Below are 441 nucleotides of genomic sequence, written 5' to 3'. Positions count from 1 at the left end.
AAAATCAACTGACTGAGACTTTTGCAAAATTCCCCAAAATCCCCTAAATTCCCATCAAGACATTTAGGGGATTTCTCATGAGCACCTTCTTCCAGCAAACCGCCCAAGCCATGATCGACAAACACATCGACCGTTTACAGCTATTGAAGTTGGATCAGGTGATTGATTGGTAACCGATCGAACAGTACCTGAATCGTCAAAAAACCCGTTACCTCCGAGACCACCGCGGTCGTCCTACCTATCCCCTGTTGTCCATGTTCCAAGCCGTCCTGCTCGGACACTGGCACAGCCTCTCCGATCCCGAACTGGAACACAGCCTCATCACCCGCATCGATTTCAACCTGTTTTGCCGTTTTGACGCACTGCGCATACACACTTAAAGCACATTATGCCGATAAGGGAAAGGGTTGGTGCAAGACGCAACCTTGTACGAATTGCTCA

1 pseudogene is annotated in these 441 nt (G+C 48.8%); it reads left to right on the top strand.

Annotated elements, in window-relative coordinates:
- Positions 1 to 77: 77 nt before the first annotated feature.
- Positions 78 to 395, top strand: a pseudogene (locus ACTHTY_RS12045) (transposase); the annotation flags it as partial.
- Positions 396 to 441 lie beyond the last annotated feature (46 nt).

It is taken from the genome of Neisseria sp. P0019.S002 (genome assembly GCF_051957155.1).
Classification (GTDB): domain Bacteria; phylum Pseudomonadota; class Gammaproteobacteria; order Burkholderiales; family Neisseriaceae; genus Neisseria; species Neisseria perflava.
The sequence above is the reverse complement of the archived record's forward strand: the minus strand, read 5'-3'. Positions and strand labels throughout refer to the sequence as shown.